Genomic DNA, 17,456 nt, shown 5'->3' on the forward strand with positions numbered 1-17,456 from the left:
CAGCGATGCAAGAGGGAGGCGGCAGCGCCTCCCTCGAACAGCATTGTCGGGTACGCGCGTACCGTGTATAATGCTGGATTCAGCGAGAAGTTTTCGTAGGGGTGTAGCTCAATTGGCAGAGCGTCGGTCTCCAAAACCGAAGGTCGCGGGTTCGATTCCCTCCGCCCCTGCCACCGAATTCTGGTGCCAGGCACCGAAAGAAAAAGTATGTCGAACCAATCCGTGCAAACTGTCAGCACCTCGAATGACAAGTTCAAGGTCGCCCTGGCGGTAGTTGCTACGATTGCAGGCGTTGTCGGGTTCTTTTACCTGAAAGGCCAGAACAAACCAGCCTTGGTCGCCGCCGGCGCCCTCTTGGCTGGTTTAGTTTTTGCTGTCCTGCTTTTGTGGACTTCCGCTACCGGTCGCGACTTCCTGAGCTTCGCCAAGGAATCGGTGCGCGAAACCAAGAAGGTTGTTTGGCCGACCCGTCGGGAAGCCACCCAGATCACCGGCATCGTGTTTGCCTTCGTGGTCGTGATGGCGATTTTCCTGTGGGGCACGGATAAATTGCTCGAATTCCTGTTGTACGACGTGATCCTGGGTTGGAAATAAACATGAGCGAAAACCAAGACAAGGTGCCGGGCGACGTCCCGGCACAAGACGCTGGTGCTCCCCTGAGTGTCCCGGTGAGCAACAAGCGCTGGTACGTCGTGCACGTCTATTCCGGTATGGAAAAGAGCGTGATGCGCGCCCTCACCGAGCGCATCGAGCGCGCGGGCATGCAGGAGCAGTTCGGCCAGATCCTGGTGCCGACCGAGGAAGTCGTCGAGATGCGCAACGGCTCGAAAGCCGTTTCCGAGCGCCGCTTCTTCCCGGGCTACGTCCTCGTCGAAATGGAAATGACCGACGAGACCTGGCACCTGGTCAAGAACACCAGCAAGGTCACCGGCTTCATCGGTGGCAAGTCGAACAAGCCGACGCCGATCCCGGCGCGCGAGATCGACAAAATCATGCAGCAGGTCCAGGAAGGCGTCGAAAAGCCGAGGCCGAAGGTCCTGTACGAAGTGGGCGAGCAAGTGCGTATCAAGGAAGGCCCCTTCACCGACTTCAACGGCAACGTCGAGGAAGTCAACTACGAAAAATCGAAGGTGCGTGTCTCTGTCACCATCTTCGGCCGCGCGACTCCGGTGGAGCTGGAGTTCGGGCAGGTAGAGAAAGTCTAAAACGCTTTAATCGGAGCGTCGCAGCAGCAAGGCGGAATCCGGTAAGAGGAGCCCCGCCGAGCGAGTAGTCGCGGTGGGGCGCTACTACTCAAGTCAAGATAGGAGCCATTCATGGCAAAGAAAATCATTGGCTTTATCAAGCTGCAAGTTCCGGCTGGTAAAGCAAACCCATCCCCTCCGATTGGCCCGGCACTGGGTCAGCGCGGCCTGAACATCATGGAATTCTGCAAGGCGTTCAACGCCCAGACCCAGGGTTTCGAGCCGGGCATGCCGATTCCGGTCGTGATCACCGCGTTCGCCGACAAGTCCTTCACCTTCGTGATGAAGACCCCGCCGGCAACCTACCTGATCAAGAAAGCCGCTGGCATCACCAAGGGTTCGCCGAAGCCGCATACCGACAAAGTCGGTACGCTGACCCGCGCCCAGGCTGAAGAAATCGCAAAAACCAAGCAGCCGGACCTGACCGCTGCCGACATGGACGCCGCTGTGCGTATCATCGCCGGCTCGGCACGTTCGATGGGCATCACGGTGGAGGGTGTGTAATGGCTAAGCTGTCCAAGCGCGTCAAAGAAATGAAAGCAAAAGTGGACCGTAACAAGGTCTACGCCTTCGACAACGCAGTGTCGATCGTCAAGGAATTCGCCACCGCCAAGTTCAACGAGTCGATCGACGTCGCCGTTCAACTGGGCGTGGACCCGAAGAAGTCGGACCAGGTCGTCCGCGGCTCCGTCGTGCTGCCAGCAGGCACCGGCAAGAGCGTGCGCGTCGCCGTGTTCGCCTCGGGCGACAAGGCCGAAGCTGCTAAAGCAGCCGGCGCCGACATCGTCGGCATGGAAGACCTGGCAGAACGCGTCAAGGCCGGCGACATGCCGTTCGACGTGGTCATCGCTTCGCCGGACACCATGCGTATCGTCGGTACCCTGGGCCAGATCCTGGGCCCGCGCGGCCTGATGCCGAACCCGAAGGTTGGCACCGTGACCCCGGACGTGGCTGGCGCCGTCAAGAACGCCAAGGCCGGTCAGGTCCAGTACCGTACCGACAAGGCAGGCATCATCCACGCCACCATCGGCCGCAAGTCGTTCAGCGATGAACAACTGAAGTCGAACCTGGTTGCGCTGATCGACGCCCTGAACAAGGCCAAGCCGGCCACCTCGAAGGGCGTGTACCTGCGCAAGGTCGCGATCTCGTCGACCATGGGCGCCGGCGTCCGCGTCGACCACGCTTCGATCGCTGCCTAATAGGCTGAAGACGGTGCACTAGGCACCGTCGTTCCGGCGAAGGCCGGAACCCAGGTTTGCAAGAATTAAGTCCTCGTATGCAGTACCACGGGGCAGATCTTTGGGCTGTCGGAGCAAACCACCGCTCCGGCAGGCAATCAAAGACCGTTGGGCCGAAGGCAGAGCGAGTTGTATTAGCCTGCCGGAGGTTAATAGACAAACCCAACGCAGATGGTGTACCCGAACAAGTTTTGTAGTCCACGCTGCGTGAGTTCATCCGCGTTAGATTGACTTCTTAACTTCGGACGCCGTGTTCGAACCGATGCAGACAATGTTGTCCGCATCATTTAAGGAGATTGACCGTGGGTCTTAATCTGAATGACAAAAAGGCCGTCGTCGAAGAGGTGAGCGCTAAGGTTGCAACCGCGCAAACCATCGTCGTGGCTGAGTACCGTGGCATCCAGGTTGCTCACTTGACCAAACTCCGTGCAACCGCACGCGCCCAGGGCGTCTACCTGCGTGTTCTGAAGAACACGCTGGCTCGTCGCTCGGTCGAAGGCACGCAGTTCGCCGCGCTGGCTGATTCCATGACCGGTCCGCTGATCTACTCGATCTCGGACGACGCCGTTGCTGCAGCAAAAGTCATCAATGACTTCGCTAAAACCAACGACAAGCTGGTCGTGAAAGCTGGTAACTACGCTGGTAAGGCACTGGATGTCGCCGGCGTGACCGCGCTGGCAAGCATCCCGAGCCGTGAAGTCCTCATCGCCCAGCTGCTGGGCGTCATGCAGGCACCGGTGTCGGGCTTTGCACGAGTTCTGGCTGCAGTCGCAGCACAAAAAGGCGAAGGCGCCGCTGCTCCGGCAGCGGAAGCCGCCGAAGCGTAATCGCTTCGCGACTTTTTGTTCAAGTAGAACCAATCCTGTACTACACACACACAATATTTGGAGTTTCAAATGGCAATTAGCAAAGAAGAGTTCCTGGACGCAGTTGGCGCAATGTCGGTCATGGAACTGAACGACCTGGTCAAGGCTTTCGAAGAGAAGTTCGGCGTGTCGGCAGCTGCAATGGCAGCACCGGCAGCTGGCGGCGCCGCTGGCGGCGCAGCTGCTGCTGAAGAGCAGACCGAGTTCAACGTTGTTCTGTCGGAAGTCGGCGCGAACAAGGTCGGCGTCATCAAGGCAGTCCGTGAAATCACCGGCCTGGGCCTGAAGGAAGCCAAGGATCTGGTCGACGGCGCACCGAAGACCGTGAAAGAAGCCCTGCCGAAAGCTGACGCTGAAGCCGCCAAGAAGAAGCTGGAAGAAGCTGGCGCCAAGGCCGAACTGAAGTAATACATTCGCTCCGGGCATTGTTCGCAGTGCCCAAGCGTAGGAGTCAAAGCTTGCGGAACCCGTCGGAAGGCGGGGGAAGCGGCTTTGGCTCTTTTGTCGTCCCTGCGCCAAACGTCTGTTCCACCCGTCTGGCATGCAGCAGCAGTACCGCGGTTCAGAAATATCGTATCACAGCAGTTCGGTGTCCTTTTCATCTGGCGTGAAAGTTCGAGGCTTCAGGCCTTGCGTGTGGTTTCTTAGTGACGTAGAGCAACCACTGGCAATTCCTGAATTCTCATCCTTTCTGTCACTCACGGAGTGTCCATGCACTACTCATTTACTGAGAAGAAGCGCATTCGCAAGTCGTTCGCGAAGCGCGCCAACGTTCACAACGTTCCCTACCTGCTGGCTACCCAGCTGGAATCCTACGAGAACTTCCTGCAAGCAGACTCCGTCCCCTCCGTCCGGAAGAACGAAGGCCTGCAGTCGGCCTTCACCTCGATCTTCCCGATCGTGTCGCACAACGGTTTCGCTCGCCTCGAATTCCTGTCCTATGTCCTGGGCGACCCCGCGTTTGACGTGAAAGAGTGCCAACAGCGTGGCCTGACCTTCGCGTCGCCGCTGCGCGCCAAGGTACGTCTGGTGATCCTGGACAAGGAATCGCCGACCAAGCCGGTCGTCAAGGAAATGAAAGAGCAGGAAGTCTACATGGGCGAACTGCCCCTGATGACCACCAACGGCTCCTTCGTGATCAACGGCACCGAGCGTGTCATCGTCTCGCAGCTGCACCGTTCGCCGGGCGTGTTCTTCGAGCACGACCGCGGCAAGACCCACTCGTCGGGCAAGCTGCTGTTCTCGGCGCGTATCATTCCTTACCGCGGCTCGTGGCTGGACTTCGAGTTCGACCCGAAGGACATCCTGTTCTTCCGCGTCGACCGCCGCCGCAAGATGCCGGTGACGATCCTGCTGAAGGCCATCGGCATGACGCCGGAACAGATCCTGGCGAACTTCTTCGTCTTCGACAACTTCACCCTCCGCAATGAAGGCGGCGAGCTGGAGTTCGTGTCCGAACGCCTGCGCGGCGAAGTCGCGCGCTTCGACATCGTCGATCCGAAGTCGGGCAAGACCATCGTGACCAAGGACAAGCGCATCAATGCCAAGCATGTGCGCGACATCGAAGCCGCCGGCATCAAGAGCATCTCCGTGCCGGAAGACTACCTGCTGGGCCGCGTGCTGGCGCGCAACATCGTCGACCAGGACACCGGCGAGATCATCGCCAGCGCCAACGACGAGCTGACCGACGAAGTGCTGGGCAAGCTGCGCGACGCCAGCGTGACCGACATCCAGACGCTCTACACGAACGACCTGGACCAGGGCGCCTACATCTCGCAGACCCTGCGCACCGACGACACCGCCGACCAGACCGCCGCTCGCGTCGCGATCTACCGCATGATGCGTCCTGGCGAACCGCCGACCGAAGAATCGGTGGAAGCCCTGTTCAACGGCCTGTTCTACAGCGCCGAGCGCTACGACCTGTCGGCCGTGGGCCGCATGAAGTTCAACCGCCGCATCGGCCGTGACGAACTGACCGGCGACATGACCCTGTCGAACGACGACATCCTGGCCGTGATCAAGATCCTGGTCGAGCTGCGCAATGGCCGCGGCGAAGTCGACGACATCGACCACCTGGGCAACCGCCGCGTGCGTTGCGTGGGCGAACTGGCCGAAAACCAGTTCCGCGCAGGCCTGGTGCGCGTCGAGCGCGCCGTCAAGGAACGCCTCGGCCAGGCCGAAGCGGACAACCTGATGCCGCACGACCTGATCAACAGCAAGCCGATCTCGGCCGCGATCCGCGAATTCTTCGGTTCGTCGCAGCTGTCGCAGTTCATGGACCAGACCAACCCGCTGTCGGAAGTCACCCACAAGCGCCGCGTCTCGGCCCTGGGCCCGGGCGGCCTGACCCGCGAACGCGCCGGCTTCGAGGTGCGCGACGTGCACCCGACCCACTATGGCCGCGTGTGCCCGATCGAAACGCCTGAAGGCCCGAACATCGGCCTGATCAACTCGCTGGCACTGTACGCCCGCCTGAACGAATACGGCTTCCTGGAGACCCCGTACCGCAAGGTCGAAGGTTCGAAGGTCACCGACCAGATCCACTACCTGTCGGCGATCGAAGAAGGCCGCTACATCATTGCCCAGGCTAACGCCAAGATCAATGACGAAGGCCAGCTGATCGACGAGCTGGTGTCGGCCCGCGAAGCCGGCGAGACCATCCTGGTGTCGCCGGAACGCATCCAGTACATGGACGTGGCGCCGGGCCAGATCGTGTCGGTTGCAGCTTCCTTGATTCCGTTCCTCGAGCACGATGACGCGAACCGTGCACTGATGGGCGCCAACATGCAGCGCCAGGCCGTGCCTTGCCTGCGTCCGGAAAAAGCCGTGGTCGGCACCGGCATCGAGCGCACCGTGGCGGTCGACTCGGGCACCACCGTGCAGGCCCTGCGCGGCGGCGTGGTCGACTACATCGACGCCGGCCGCGTGGTGATCCGCGTGAACGACGACGAGGCGCAGGCCGGCGAAGTCGGCGTGGACATCTACAACCTGATCAAGTACACCCGTTCGAACCAAAACACCAACATCAACCAGCGTCCGATCGTGCAAGTGGGCGACCGCGTGGCCCGTGGCGACGTGATCGCCGACGGCGCATCGACCGACCTGGGCGAACTGGCACTGGGCCAGAACATGCTGGTGGCCTTCATGCCGTGGAACGGCCTGAACTTCGAAGACTCGATCCTGATCTCGGAAAACGTGGTCAAGGACGACCGCTACACCTCGATCCACATCGAGGAACTGAGCGTCGTCGCACGCGACACCAAGCTGGGCGCGGAAGAAATCACCCGCGACATCTCGAACCTGGCCGAGAACCAGCTGGCTCGCCTGGACGAGTCGGGCATCGTCTACATCGGCGCCGAAGTGCAAGCCGGCGACGTGCTGGTCGGTAAGGTCACCCCGAAGGGCGAGACCCAGCTGACTCCGGAAGAAAAGCTGCTGCGCGCGATCTTCGGCGAAAAAGCGTCCGACGTGAAAGACACCTCGCTGCGCGTGCCGTCGGGCATGGTCGGCACCGTCATCGACGTGCAGGTCTTCACCCGCGAAGGCATCCAGCGCGACAAGCGCGCCCAGCAGATCATCGACGACGAGCTGAAGCGCTACCGCCTGGACCTGAACGACCAGATGCGTATCGTGGAGGGCGACGCCTTCCAGCGTCTGGAGCGTATGCTGGTCGGTAAGGTCGTCAACGGCGGTCCGAAGAAACTGGCGAAGGGCGCCGCGATCACCGCGGAATACCTGGCCGACCTGGACAAGTTCCACTGGTTCGACATCCGCCCGGCGGACGACGACACCGCCAACGCGCTGGAAGCGATCAAGGAATCGATCAACGAGAAGCGCCACCAGTTCGACCTGGCCTTCGAAGAGAAGCGCAAGAAGCTCACCCAAGGCGACGAGCTGCAGCCTGGCGTGCAGAAGATGGTCAAGGTCTACCTGGCCGTCAAGCGCCGCCTGCAGTCGGGCGACAAGATGGCGGGCCGCCACGGTAACAAGGGTGTGGTCTCGCGTATCGTGCCGGTGGAAGACATGCCGTTCATGGCCGACGGCCGTCCGGCAGACGTCGTGCTGAACCCGCTGGGCGTGCCGTCGCGTATGAACGTCGGCCAGATCCTGGAAACCCACCTCGGTTGGGCCGCCAAGGGCCTGGGCTGGCGCATCGGCGAAATGCTGGCCGCGCAAGCGCAGGCACAAGACCTGCGCACCTTCCTGGGCAAGATCTACAACGAAACCGGCCGCAAGGAAGACCTGGACAGCTTCAGCGATGAAGAAATCCTGAGCCTGGCGCACAACCTCAAGAACGGCGTGCCGTTCGCGACCCCGGTGTTCGACGGCGCCCACGAGGACGACATCCGCCGCATGCTGGACCTGGCCTTCCCGGACGACATCGCTGCCCACCTGGGCATGACCCCGTCGAAGAACCAGGTCACGATGTTCGACGGCCGCACCGGCGAAGCCTTCGAGCGCAAGGTCACCGTCGGCTTCATGCACATGCTGAAGCTGCACCACCTGGTCGACGACAAGATGCACGCCCGTTCGACCGGTCCGTACTCGCTGGTGACGCAGCAGCCGCTGGGCGGTAAAGCCCAGTTCGGTGGCCAGCGCTTCGGTGAGATGGAGGTGTGGGCACTGGAAGCGTACGGCGCATCGTACGTGCTGCAGGAAATGCTGACTGTGAAGTCGGACGACGTGAACGGCCGTACCAAGGTGTACGAGAACCTGGTCAAGGGCGATCACGTGATCGACGCCGGCATGCCGGAATCGTTCAACGTGCTGGTCAAGGAAATCCGCTCGCTGGGTATCGACATCGACCTCGAGCGCAGCTAATCAGCACGGCCGCCAGCCTTCGGGCTGGCCAGCGACCTTCGAGTCGTCGCCCCGGCGCAGGCCGGGGCCCAAGTTCGGTGATTAGCCGAAGAAATTGGATCCCGGCCTGCGCCGGGATGACGCCTTCTAAGGCAGGTGGTCCGCAAGCACCGGCGAAAATCGGTGAGAAGCCGGCGGTAGTAGTCAGTAAAGAATTCAATCACCTGGAGTGATAAATGAAAGCACTGCTCGATCTATTCAAGCAAGTTCAGCAAAACGAAAGCTTCGACGCCATCAAGATTGGCCTGGCGTCGCCCGAGAAAATCCGTTCGTGGTCCTTCGGCGAAGTCAAGAAGCCGGAAACCATCAACTACCGTACCTTCAAGCCTGAGCGCGACGGCCTGTTCTGCGCCAAGATCTTTGGCCCGATCAAGGACTACGAGTGCCTGTGCGGCAAGTACAAGCGCCTGAAGCACCGCGGCGTGATCTGCGAAAAGTGCGGCGTGGAAGTGACCCTGGCCAAGGTGCGCCGTGAGCGCATGGGCCACATCGAACTGGCTTCGCCGGTCGCCCACATCTGGTTCCTGAAGTCGCTGCCGTCGCGTCTGGGCATGGTCCTGGACATGACCCTGCGCGATATCGAACGCGTGCTGTACTTCGAAGCATACGTCGTGACCGATCCTGGCATGACCCCGCTGAAGAAGTGCCAGATCATGTCGGAAGACGACTACGCCGCCAAGTACGAAGAGTACGGCGACGACTTCACCGCATTCATGGGCGCCGAAGGCATCCGTGAACTGCTGCGCTCGATCGACATCCACCGCGATGCCGAAGCCCTGCGCGTGGAGCTGAAGGAATCGAAATCCGAAGCCAAGATCAAGAAATACGCCAAGCGCCTGAAAGTGCTCGAGGCGTTCCAGCGCTCGGGCATCAAGCCTGAGTGGATGATCATGGAAGTGCTCCCGGTCCTGCCGCCGGAGCTGCGTCCGCTCGTCCCGCTGGACGGTGGCCGTTTCGCGACCTCCGACCTGAACGACCTGTACCGCCGCGTCATCAACCGTAATAACCGCCTGAAGCGCCTGATGGAACTGCGCGCGCCGGAAATCATTACGCGTAACGAAAAGCGCATGCTGCAGGAAGCGGTCGACTCGCTGCTGGACAACGGCCGTCGCGGCAAGGCGATGACCGGCGCCAACAAGCGTCCGCTGAAGTCGCTGGCTGAAATGATCAAGGGTAAAGGCGGCCGTTTCCGTCAAAACCTGCTGGGCAAGCGCGTCGACTACTCGGGCCGTTCGGTCATCGTGGTGGGTCCGCAGCTGAAACTGCACCAGTGCGGCCTGCCGAAGCTGATGGCCCTGGAACTGTTCAAGCCCTTCATCTTCAACAAGCTCGAACTGATGGGTCTCGCGACCACCATCAAGGCAGCGAAGAAGCTGGTCGAGATCCAGGAACCGGTGGTCTGGGACATCCTGGAAGAAGTCATCAAAGAGCACCCGGTCATGCTGAACCGTGCGCCGACCCTGCACCGTCTCGGTATCCAGGCGTTCGAGCCGGTCCTGATCGAAGGCAAGGCGATCCAGCTGCACCCGCTGGTCTGCGCGGCGTTCAACGCCGACTTCGACGGCGACCAGATGGCAGTCCACGTCCCGCTGTCGATCGAAGCGCAGATGGAAGCCCGCACCCTGATGCTGGCTTCGAACAACATCCTGTTCCCGTCGAACGGCGAACCGTCGATCGTGCCGTCCCAGGATATCGTGCTGGGCCTGTACTACGCGTCGCGCGAGGCGATCAACGCCAAGGGCGAAGGCATGATGTTCCCGGACGTGTCGGAAGTCATCCGCGCGTACGACAACAAGGAAGTCGAACTGGCGACCCGCATCACCGTGCGTATCGTCGAGTTCCCGAAGAACGCCAATGGCGAATTCGAGCAGACCCTGACCCGCTACGAGACCACCGTCGGCCGTGCGATCCTGTCGGAGATCCTGCCGAAGGGCCTGCCGTTCTCGGTGCTGAACCGCGCGCTGAAGAAGAAAGAGATCTCGAAGCTGATCAACACGTCGTTCCGCAAGTGCGGCCTGCGTGCGACCGTCGTCTTCGCGGACAAGCTGATGCAGTCGGGCTTCCGCCTGGCGACCCGCGCCGGCATCTCGATCGCCGTCGACGACATGCTGATCCCGGACGTCAAGAAGGGCATGATCGCGACCGCCGAAGCGGAAGTGAAGCAGATCGAGCAGCAGTACGCCTCGGGTCTGGTCACCGCCGGCGAGCGTTACAACAAGGTCGTCGACATCTGGGGCAAGACCTCGGACGAAGTCGGCAAGGCGATGATGGACCAGCTGAAAGTGGAACCGGTCACCAAGCGTGACGGCACCGAAGGCACCCAGGAATCGTTCAACGCGATTTACATGATGGCCGACTCGGGCGCCCGTGGTTCGGCAGCCCAGATCCGCCAGCTGGCCGGTATGCGAGGCCTGATGGCCAAGCCGGACGGCTCGATTATCGAGACGCCGATTACCGCGAACTTCCGCGAAGGCCTGAACGTTCTTCAGTACTTCATCTCGACCCACGGCGCTCGTAAGGGCCTGGCCGACACCGCGCTGAAGACCGCGAACTCGGGTTACCTGACCCGTCGACTCGTCGACGTGACCCAGGACCTGGTGGTGATCGAGGACGATTGCGGCACCAGCAACGGCACGCACATGAAGGCGATGGTCGAGGGCGGTGAAGTCATCGAAGCCCTGCGCGACCGTATCCTCGGCCGCGTGACCGGCCAGGACGTCGTCAATCCGGAAACCCAGGAAACCGTGTTCGAAGCCGGCACCCTGCTGGACGAAGACATGGTCGAAGAGATCGAACGCCTCGGCATCGACGAAGTGAAGGTCCGCACCCCGCTGAACTGCGACACGCGCTTCGGCCTGTGCGCCAAGTGCTACGGCCGCGACCTGGGCCGCGGCATGCTGGTCAACAGCGGCGAAGCGGTCGGTGTGGTCGCTGCGCAGTCGATCGGTGAGCCGGGTACCCAGCTGACCATGCGTACCTTCCACATCGGTGGTGCGGCGTCGCGTGCGGCAGTGGCCTCGTCGGTCGAAGCCAAGTCGAACGGCACGGTCCGCTTCACCGCGACCATGCGTTACGTCACCAACGGCAAGGGCGCGCAGATCGTCATCTCGCGTTCGGGCGAAGTCCTGATCACCGACGACCACGGCCGTGAGCGCGAGCGCCACAAGGTGCCGTACGGCGCGACCCTGATCGTCAAGGATGGCATGACGGTGAAAGCCGGCGTGGCCCTGGCGACCTGGGATCCGCTGACCCGTCCGATCATTACCGAGTACGCCGGCACCATCAAGTTCGAAAACGTGGAAGAGGGCGTCACCGTCGCTCGCCAGGTGGACGAAGTGACCGGCCTGTCGACCCTGGTGGCGATCGATCCGAAGCGCCGTGGTTCGGGCAAGGTCCTGCGTCCGCAGGTCAAGCTGCTGAACGACGAAGGCCAGGAAGTGAAGATCGCCGGCACCGAACACGCCGTGACGATCGGCTTCCAGGTCGGCGCACTGATCATGGTGAAAGACGGCCAGCAAGTGTCGGTGGGTGAAGTGCTTGCACGTATCCCGACCGAATCGCAGAAGACCCGTGACATTACCGGTGGTCTGCCGCGCGTCGCCGAACTGTTCGAAGCACGTTCGCCGAAGGATGCGGGCATGCTGGCGGAAGTCACCGGTACCGTCGCCTTCGGTAAGGAAACCAAGGGCAAGCAGCGTCTGGAAATCACCGACATGGACGGCAACAAGCACGAGTTCCTGATTACCAAGGACAAGCAAGTGCTGGTGCACGACGGCCAGGTGGTGAACAAGGGCGAGATGATCGTGGACGGCCCGGCCGATCCGCAAGACATCCTGCGCCTGCTGGGTATCGAAGCGCTGGCTCGCTACATCGTGGACGAAGTGCAGGACGTGTACCGTCTGCAGGGCGTGAAGATCAACGACAAGCACATCGAGGTGATCGTTCGCCAGATGCTGCGTCGTGTTCAGATCACCGATGCTGGCGACACCGACTACATCGTCGGCGAGCAGGTCGAGCGTTCGGAGCTGCTGGAAGAGAACGATAAGGTCAACGCCGTTGGCAAGCTGCCGGCACAGTACGAAAACGTGCTGCTGGGTATTACGAAGGCATCGCTGTCGACCGACTCGTTCATCTCGGCCGCATCGTTCCAGGAGACCACCCGCGTGCTGACCGAAGCCGCGATCATGGGCAAGCGCGACGGTCTGCGCGGCCTGAAGGAAAACGTGATCGTCGGCCGTCTGATCCCGGGCGGTACCGGTCTGGCATTCCACCGCGCCCGCAAGGAGAAGGAAGTGTGGGAAGCGGAAGAGCGCCAGGCGCTGCTGCAGCAGGAGAAGGCCAACATGGCTGCCGAACTGCAGGCGATGGAAGACCAGCAGAATGCGACCGCTTCGGTCGAACAGCATCAGGGCGATGGCGAGTAATCGTCCTAGATGCTAATGAGAACGGCACCCTTCGGGGTGCCGTTTTTTTTTGCCGCGGTTTTAGCGAGGTGTGCCGGTCATTGGGAGGCGGCGTCTGCTGGTTGAAAAGTTTCAGCGGATCCAATGGCGCAGCTAATGGCCTCAAGCGACGCCTATCCTTGATCCAGATAAAGGAAACGCTGAGTTGTTACTTTCTTGCTTGGTCGAACTGACACAATAGCATTCCATGTGGGCCCAGCGTAAAGAGCTTTAGGTCGACATCGCGGCAGTAATATCCCAGCAAACTGGCTATGTGAGCACATCGTTCCGATTACATGACCGCGTCGACGTCCTCGATCGAGCGCATGCTGCTGCATGTCGCCTCTTTGTATATTGCTTTGTCTCGCGCGATTCGTCGCGCCTATCTCATTTCAGCTCGTTCCCTAGAACGAAACAAGAAATAAGGTGTCTTTGCAATGACCGATCTGAAAGAAACATTATCCCTGACCAGAGCACTCATCGATCAAACCGACCGGCTTCTTAAATTGACGACGCCTCTTGGCGACGACATCCTTCTGCCTCAACGTGGTATCGGTCACGATCGACTGGGAAGAAGCTATGACTACACGATCGATGTGATATCGGTACGCGACGATTTCAACTTAAAGGCGCTCGTTGCGCAGCCCGTCACGCTCTGGGTCCGCCAAGAAGATCGAAGTTACTTGCCCATCAATGGATATGTGCACACGATCAAGCGTCTCGGAAGTGATGGGCAGCTCACTTTTTGCCAGATATCGTTTGCGCCTTGGCTGCATTTTCTGAAGTTCCGCAAGGACGCCCGGATATGGCAAGACAAGAGCGCGGATGAGATTCTGACTGACATTTTCATCGCGCATCCGCAAGCAGGCAGCCGGTTTCGATTCGACCTGAGTGAACCTACGCTACCTCGTTCCTACTGTACACAGTATGAAACCGACTGGCATTTTGTCCACCGCCTGATGGAAGAAGAGGGCTGGTACGGTTACCACGAACAACAGCCCGATGGCAGTGGCCATCTGTTTGTTATCACTGACACGACACACCAGCTCAAGCAGCTTGTAACTGAGCGGGTTCACTTTCACGTCGCAGGGACCAAAGATGAGCTCCATAAAATTGTGCACTGGAGTGCAAGCCGAAAGCTAGCGCCGAGTCAGCTCACTACCCGAACTGACGACTACAAATCGCCTCACGACCATAAACAGAGCAATACTCCTGTGCTTAGGGAACATGGCGACTTGCCGAGTCAGCTGGAGGTCTACGAATACACAGGCGCCTATACGTATTCAAAACGCGAGCAAGGAGACCGGCAGTCCCGCATCCGAGTGGAGGAATGGGAGTCCAGAATGAAACGCTATAACGGAGTTTCCGGCGTGCGTTCTCTACGGGTAGGTAACTATTTCACACTTGAAGATCACCCGGCACATCAGCGCGACGCGGAAGAAGACCGCCGGTTTGTCGTCGTTGCAGTTGAATGGGGTATCGAGAACAATCTTCCCCTCTCAAACAAAGCTGGAGATCTTCCGGGCAGTCTTTCGGAGGAATTGGAAGCATTCAAGGCGACTATCCGACGTAAAAGGACGGTGCCGCATAGCAGCGAGGACGTTTCAGATACGGAATACGCCGGCTACTGCTTCAATCGGTTCGAAGTCCAGCGCCAAAAAGTCCCCTTCCGTAGTCCGGCTGAACACGCCAAGCCGGAGCTGCATCCACAGACTGCAGTGGTCGTAGGCCCGGCCGGCGAAGAGATCTATACCGATCACCTCAATCGCGTCAAAGTCCAGTTTCGCTGGGACAGGCAAAATCCTGGTGACGAGAAGGCCTCGTGTTGGGTACGCGTCAGTTATCCCAATGCAGGCCAAGGCTGGGGCGGGCTTAATGTACCGCGGATTCGACAAGAAGTCATCGTCACGTTCTTAGGGGGCGACGTGGATCGGCCGGTGATTACAGGCCGACTCTATAACGAAGACCAGGCTCCCCCGTGGCACACCAATGGCAAGCTATCAGGCTTCAAGTCCAAGGAGCACAAAGGAAATGGTTTCAATCAGCTAGTCCTTGATGACACAACCAATCAGAACAGGATACATCTCTATAGCACAAGCGCACATGCGCAGTTGAACCTCGGGTATCTGGTCACTCAGCGTGGCAACGAGAGAACGCGCTTCTACGGATCAGGTTTCGCGCTCAGTACCGATGATTTCGGTGCAATTGTTACGCACAAGGGCCTATACATCAGCGCATTCGGCCGCCCGGGCGCGCAGGGCTCGCAGCTGGACGTAAGCGAAGCTACCGGCCAACTCAAGGCAGGCGCATCACTCACAAAAACACTATCTGACACAGCGGCAAAAGCCGGCGCCGAAGTGCTTGCCGGGAAAGACGCGCTCAACAAATTCATCGAAGCGACCGAAGAACCTTATTCAGGCGAAGGGCAAACCGGTGCCAATCGGTTCAAAGAACCCATCCTTCTCGCAGGGGCTCCAGCGGGGATCGGCTTTGCCAGCACCCAGGGAACACATGTTCATGCCGGTGCTGAGGTTACCCTATCCTCAGGCATGGATACCAACGTTGCGGTAGGTAGGAGCTTGTTAGCCAGCGTCGCCGAAAAGATCAGTCTGTTTGCCTGCAACGCCGGTATCAAACTGTTCGCGGCGAAAGGCAAGGTCGACATACAGGCACAAAGCAATGATCTCGACATCATTGCCGAAAAAGTCCTGCGCCTGCTATCAACCACCTCTCGCATTGAAATCCACGCAAAGGACGAAGTCTCGATCTCTGCGGGAGGCTCTTCCATCAAGATTAACTCTTCAGGTATCACGAACAGTACGTCTGGTAAGTGGATCGCACAGGCGTCAATGCATACCATGCCAGGACCGGCAACCACTTCCTACGTAATGCCGCACTTGCCCAAGACCGAGCTTCAAAATACCGATCTGGAATTTCGGCATGTAACTGACTGGGGCGAGCCCTTAGCAGGTGCAGCGTATAAGGCAATACTGAGTGACGGCAGCATACGCAAAGGAACACTGGACGCACAAGGTATCGCCCGCATCAGTGATGTTCCGGCAGGCAGCGGTGCGAAAATCGAGTATGACTACAAATCGATGGGCGCAAGTTCGACCGTCGCAATGGAATTAGATGAGGACGTACATGAATTCTTAAACTGGACCGTTGGCAGTGCTGCCAAGAAAGGTACAGTGTGAGACAAGAGCGCCCAGCATCTGATCAGCAAACCGTACTAGACGATGCCTGGAAACAGGTAGTCGGCTGCATGGACTGGCTTCAATCGGTCCTCTACGGTGAGTTCGCTGACGATCGTCCTCTCTCAGCTGTCGTTGCCGATATGCTGATTAGCTTTATCCCTGGGGTCGTCATCGTTACCAGCGCGCGGGACGCGATTGCTATTATTTTAAGATTGGCTAACCACCCTGAAAGGCGCGAAGAGCTTGCGGAGTGGGTGCTTCTCAGCGCATGCTTAATTGTCATCGCATTGCCAGTGGCGATGGTTGCTGCTGGTGCAGCCGCCCTGGGAGCAGGCGCGGTTCTCGGCGGTATTGCGGGATCAGAACTTGGAGCCGCCCTGCGAGCTGTCATGCTCATGCTAATTAAGGAGGCGACGAAGCTTGTAGAGCTGGTGCGCTTCCTGCAGACGTTCATTAAAGGAGATAGCTTAAAATTTTTGCGGGCCATTAAGTTCGCTAAGTACGAAAAAGCGTTAATACAGGCGGCACGTCAAATCACCGGAAAACTTATAGAAATCGTTAAAGCTCTACGCATGCATCTCGAAAGTTTGCAGTGCTTTGATGCAGTCAAGAAAAAAATTACGATTTGGCGGAGTGGGAAAATAAGTTTTACAAGGTTCAGCAAGATGCGCTCAAACAAATGCCGAAAGCGCTTGTCGAACTGGACGCCAGACTAGCGAAAGTTTTAGCGGAGACTGCACCAAAAGAAGCACATGCCGTAGCCACCGGTATACAGGTCAAAAAACCGGCGGTAGAACTGCCGACCAAACAGCGAGTAAAGGATACGCCGGGGAGCGTGCTGGCGAAGCTAAAGGGAAAAACAGTTGACAAAAATGTCGCGACGAAACCCTTGGCGAGATCGAGCTCTGTACAAAAGGGAAAAGCAAATACGACTCCAGATGCGGCGCCGAAAGAGAAGCCTGATCCAATTCAGTCTCTGGATGATGGTGCGAATACCAAAAAACAGACGGTTGCTGACGCTACTGTGGCGGCAGATAGGGAGCGTATTACACTATTGTCCAAAGAAGGTAAAATCCCTGAGGCACGGGCGATTTTTCAGCCTCATCTAGACGCAGCAAAAAATGCAAAAACACCGGCAGAGAAGAAGGCAGCGATGGACGCGATTGTACAAAGACTAGATGTGACCTCCGACAGGGAAAAGATGTTCTGGTCAGGCGATAAGAAACTGGCGGCAAGAATTGCGACTGAAAAGGGGAAAACAATCTTAGAACAAACTCCAGGAGGGAAAGTAATCGATGATTGGGATGAGTTGAACACAACATTCTCTTGGAGAAAAGAAGACATGCCGCCTTACGGCTGGGATTTGTGGGGCGATGTTTCTGCTCAATATTCTAAAGGCGCAACTGGGGAGATCGAAGTTATACAAGCTATCAGTAGCTTTCCGCGAGGCGGGCCAACATGGAGGGGAAGAGAATGGCCAACTATTGTTGACGAAGGCAAAGTCAGTTTGATTAATATCTACGGTATGGACAATGCTGGCAACGTGTTAGAGACGATGAGAGTTAAGCCGGATAGCATGATCGCTGAAGAACTATTTGGAGCACATTGA

General features: G+C 58.9%; 11 protein-coding genes and 1 tRNA gene. All 12 read left to right on the plus strand.

The features are described 5' to 3' along the window. The first annotated feature begins 97 nt into the window (after window positions 1-97). The 12 genes from KBW98_RS01485 to KBW98_RS01540 all read left to right on the plus strand — a co-directional run bounded on the left by KBW98_RS01485 (window position 98) and on the right by KBW98_RS01540 (window position 17,456). Window positions 98-173, plus strand: a tRNA-Trp gene (locus tag KBW98_RS01485). 34 nt (window positions 174-207) lie between these two features. Further along, window positions 208-594, plus strand: a complete 387-nt coding sequence (gene secE, locus KBW98_RS01490) for a preprotein translocase subunit SecE (RefSeq protein ID WP_211518317.1) — start codon at window positions 208-210, stop codon at window positions 592-594. A gap of 2 nt (window positions 595-596) precedes the next feature. Further along, window positions 597-1,205: a transcription termination/antitermination protein NusG gene (nusG, locus tag KBW98_RS01495; protein ID WP_229428916.1), complete on the plus strand. Its 609-nt coding sequence runs from the start codon at window positions 597-599 to the stop codon at window positions 1,203-1,205. A 111-nt stretch (window positions 1,206-1,316) separates the two neighbouring features. Next, the gene (rplK, locus tag KBW98_RS01500) at window positions 1,317-1,748 is read left to right on the plus strand and encodes a 50S ribosomal protein L11 (RefSeq protein WP_211518318.1); all 432 of its coding nucleotides are present in this window, start codon (window positions 1,317-1,319) and stop codon (window positions 1,746-1,748) included. Further along, on the plus strand, window positions 1,748-2,443 hold the full coding sequence (rplA, locus tag KBW98_RS01505; protein ID WP_211518319.1) for a 50S ribosomal protein L1: 696 nt from the start codon (window positions 1,748-1,750) through the stop codon (window positions 2,441-2,443). The genes rplK and rplA overlap by 1 nt, the downstream gene beginning before the upstream one ends. 341 nt (window positions 2,444-2,784) lie before the next feature. Next, window positions 2,785-3,309 (plus strand): 50S ribosomal protein L10, encoded by a 525-nt coding sequence (gene rplJ, locus KBW98_RS01510; protein ID WP_211518320.1) that lies wholly within the window; start codon window positions 2,785-2,787, stop codon window positions 3,307-3,309. Window positions 3,310-3,378: 69 nt separating this feature from the next. After that, a complete protein-coding gene (gene rplL / locus KBW98_RS01515; protein WP_211518321.1) occupies window positions 3,379-3,756 on the plus strand; it encodes a 50S ribosomal protein L7/L12 in 378 nt (125 codons plus the stop codon). A gap of 303 nt (window positions 3,757-4,059) precedes the next feature. Beyond that, on the plus strand, window positions 4,060-8,169 hold the full coding sequence (rpoB, locus tag KBW98_RS01520; protein ID WP_211518322.1) for a DNA-directed RNA polymerase subunit beta: 4,110 nt from the start codon (window positions 4,060-4,062) through the stop codon (window positions 8,167-8,169). A gap of 215 nt (window positions 8,170-8,384) precedes the next feature. Then, entirely contained in the window at window positions 8,385-12,632 is a 4,248-nt protein-coding gene (rpoC, locus tag KBW98_RS01525; RefSeq protein ID WP_211518323.1) for a DNA-directed RNA polymerase subunit beta', read from the plus strand. Between the two features lie 455 nt (window positions 12,633-13,087). Continuing rightward, entirely contained in the window at window positions 13,088-15,847 is a 2,760-nt protein-coding gene (locus tag KBW98_RS01530; RefSeq protein WP_211518324.1) for a type VI secretion system Vgr family protein, read from the plus strand. A gap of 68 nt (window positions 15,848-15,915) precedes the next feature. Beyond that, window positions 15,916-16,563, plus strand: coding sequence for a hypothetical protein (locus KBW98_RS01535; RefSeq protein ID WP_211518325.1), 648 nt, complete (start codon window positions 15,916-15,918; stop codon window positions 16,561-16,563). Continuing rightward, a complete protein-coding gene (locus tag KBW98_RS01540; protein ID WP_211518326.1) occupies window positions 16,527-17,456 on the plus strand; it encodes a hypothetical protein in 930 nt (309 codons plus the stop codon). Before KBW98_RS01535 ends, KBW98_RS01540 begins: the two co-directional genes overlap by 37 nt.

It is taken from the genome of Massilia sp. ST3 (genome assembly GCF_018119405.1).
Lineage (GTDB): Bacteria > Pseudomonadota > Gammaproteobacteria > Burkholderiales > Burkholderiaceae_D > Telluria.